2 protein-coding genes are annotated in these 2,212 nt (G+C 65.9%); both read right to left on the bottom strand.

Translation table 11 applies throughout. The features are described from left to right. Positions 1-1,658, bottom strand: a 1,658-nt coding sequence (locus AC1DZ6_RS24485; RefSeq protein WP_477099703.1) for a gamma-glutamyl-gamma-aminobutyrate hydrolase family protein, incomplete at its 3' end; no start/stop codon positions are given. 148 nt (positions 1,659-1,806) lie between these two features. Next, positions 1,807-2,064 (bottom strand): GlsB/YeaQ/YmgE family stress response membrane protein, encoded by a 258-nt coding sequence (locus tag AC1DZ6_RS24480; protein WP_477099702.1) that lies wholly within the window; start codon positions 2,062-2,064, stop codon positions 1,807-1,809. Between the last annotated feature and the right edge of the window lie 148 nt (positions 2,065-2,212).

Below are 2,212 nucleotides of genomic sequence, written 5' to 3'. Positions count from 1 at the left end.
AAGCTGGACAGGTCCATGTAGAGGGTGCCCCCGGCGATGACGTTGAGCATCTGCGCGCCGCGGCAGACACCCAATACCGGCAGGTCGTGTCGGCGGGCGGCCAACCCCCAAGAGGCCTCCATGTCGCCCCGCGCCAGGTCATAGCGATAGCCGTCCTTTGGCTTGCCCTCGAAAGCCAGAGGATAGACGTCCGAGCCCCCGCCGAACACTAGGCCGTCGATGGTCTTGGGCTCACGCGGCGCCTTGGCCGTGACGCGCACCGCGCGGCCGCCCGCCGCCCAGATCGCGAACTTCATCGCCAACCAGGGAAGGGTGTCGCCCTGATCGGGAAGGGTGACGCCAATGGTCGGACGCTTGTCCAGAGCCCGTGCGACGGCAGGTTCGTCTGTGTCCGCGCCCGCCTCATAGGTCAGCTCGTCAGGAAGCTTGCCGTGCTTGACGAGCGAGCTGAGCACGAAGAGCGCGCCAAGCCCGACCAGAGGATCGTCGTCCTGGCTGAATTCGCTGGGCGCACCTTGGCCGTGGGACAGCGCGGCCTTGAACTGCTCCACGATGTCGCCGACCGACAGCACTCCTTTGGCCGCGCTCAGATGTTCGCGCAGCCCCGACAGTTCGCCGGCGGTAAGGCGGCGCCGGATCTCGCGCCAGGCTTCCTTGGCCGCGGCCAGCTGCGGCGCGGTGGCGGCGACGTCCTCGACCGCCGCCAGCAGCCAGACGCCCGGCGTCTTGGTTCGCGCGCCGATCTGGGGTTCGTCGACCGCATCCAGAGGCTGGCCAATGGTTTGCTGGTAGAGCAGCCAGGGAAAATCCACCGCGGTCTGGATGGAGTGGAAGATGCCCGCCCAGAACCGCGCGTTGACCTCGATCAGCTTGGGCGTGTCCTTGATCTTGCCCGTCCAACGGAAGTCCAGTTCGGCCAGCCCGTTCCAGGCTGTCGCGGCGAGCACCTGCTCGGTCGCTGCCCGGAACGGCTCGGCGTCGACGGTCTCCCGCACCGCGCCGGCTCCGGCCTTGCGTGGAAAGGTCGTCAGGTTGCGATAGGCCATCATCGCCGCCAGCTTGCCCTTGTCAGCCAGTACGGCGACGCAAAAGTCCTCGCCCGGAACCATCTCCTGGAGCAGTGGGATGGGGCTGTAGCCTAGCGCTTCGACCTGCTCAGTCGCCTCTTCGGCCGAGGCGGCGGCGCTGACGCCGCGGCCGCCGGCGCCGTCGCTGGGTTTGACGATCAGCGGATAGTCCAGCGTCGGGGTAAGCTTTGCCAGGGCGGCGCGATCCGGCACGATCCAGGTCCTGGGCGCCGGCAAGTCGTCGCATTCGACCAGCTTTGCGAGGTGGTCCTTGGGGTGGACGAGGTCGATGCTCTTCCAGGCGGGCGCGGCGAGTTTGAGCGTAGGCTCGAACCGCGCGCGATGGCGTGTGATCAGCTCGCCTTCGGTGAAGACGGGCATCAACACATACGGTCGTCCGTCGCGTGGCGCGTATTCGCGCACGGCCGCTTCAAGGTCGTCGAGGAAATCGTCGGGGCGAAGCTTCCAGGGCGCGACGGTGAAGGTTTCCTTCACGTGCTTGGAGAACGACATCACCGTCAGGTCGACGTCGTCGCACCCGATGACCTCGACGCCGCGCTGGGCCAGCGACCTTGCGATCACCAAAGCCATCAGGCTGCGGCCGTAGGTCAGGATGACCCGGCCGTTCGGCGTCGCGGAAGATCGTTCAGACACAGGCGCGGCTCCGGCTCAAGTGGAGACCGGCGGCCGTCTTCGTGATCAGCCGTTTGCGTCGTCGCCCCTTGGGGCGGCGGGAGGTCTAGAGCGCGCGGCGGCGGAAGATCAGATGGTAGATGGCCAGCACGACCACGGCGCCGATGAACGCCACAAAGATGCTGTAGAGATTGATGCCGGTCGGCGCCGAGTGGCCGATAGCGTTGAAGATGAAGCCGCCGACCAAGGCGCCGACAATCCCCAGAACGATGTCCATGACCAGGCCGGAGCCGGTCTTGTTGATGACCTTGCTGGCCAGGAAGCCGGCGATCAGGCCCACGACGAGCCATGCGAGAATTGACATTGGAAACCCCTTCATTGCCCCAGCGGCAGAGTGAGAAGGCGTGGCGAGCGGCGATGTTCCCAAGGCCGGGCTTGAAATTGCGCAAAACTACACAATCTCCTTCGGTAAGCTTCCGAAGGGATTGGGTCATGACCACCATCATCTACGT

This window comes from Caulobacter sp. P1_B12_2, assembly GCF_056406675.1.
Note: the sequence above shows the minus strand (reverse complement) of the source record. Positions and strands in the feature narration are given on the sequence as shown.